This is a genomic window from Xanthomonas cissicola, assembly GCF_008801575.1.
Lineage (GTDB): Bacteria > Pseudomonadota > Gammaproteobacteria > Xanthomonadales > Xanthomonadaceae > Xanthomonas > Xanthomonas cissicola.
This window is the reverse complement of the sequence record NZ_VZPL01000237.1, coordinates 1-516: the sequence shown is the minus strand read 5'-3', so window position 1 is coordinate 516 and position 516 is coordinate 1. Positions and strand designations below refer to the sequence as shown.

Genomic DNA, 516 nt, shown 5'->3' with positions numbered 1-516 from the left:
AACGCGAACGAAACAACTCATCGGCAGGCAACTGCTCGGCGGCAGGACGGCGTGTACGCATGGGCGAAAACTGCCAGAAACCAGTTCGTAGAGTAACGAAAACTGGCAATTCCAGCACACCTAAAACGCAGGTTAAGCCTTGCAATGGATGCAGCCTGGGGGTTTTTCAGGGGCGACTAATTCGTCGCCTCCATCGCCTGTCAGCATGTGACTGACGTGACGGCGAGCGGAGCCTGCTGCAAGCAGCGTCGCAATCTGGGACGAGTCAGCAAAAGGTTCGCAAAACGCCTCCGATATCTCCGGCAGAATGGCCATGGCCTGCTCATCGCTGATGCGTTGTTGGAATGCCGCGTACTGATACGCCCAGGGTTCCGTAGACACTCAAGACCCTCGTTGCGCGTAGCGCCGTTCAAACTCTACAGGGGACAGGTCGCCAGTTGAACCATGACGGCGTTGTGGGTTGTAGAACATCTCGATGTAGTCGAACACCTCGGCGCGTGCGGCGTCCTTGGTGGG

General features: G+C 57.4%; 2 protein-coding genes. Both read right to left on the bottom strand.

Annotated elements, in window-relative coordinates:
• Nucleotides 1–132: 132 nt before the first annotated feature.
• The gene (locus F7R02_RS25825) at nucleotides 133–315 is read right to left on the bottom strand and encodes an asparagine synthase-related protein (protein ID WP_235901003.1); all 183 of its coding nucleotides are present in this window, start codon (nucleotides 313–315) and stop codon (nucleotides 133–135) included.
• Between the two features lie 66 nt (nucleotides 316–381).
• A partial coding sequence (locus F7R02_RS25820) for an IS3 family transposase (protein WP_151210041.1) occupies nucleotides 382–516 on the bottom strand: 135 nt, incomplete at its 5' end.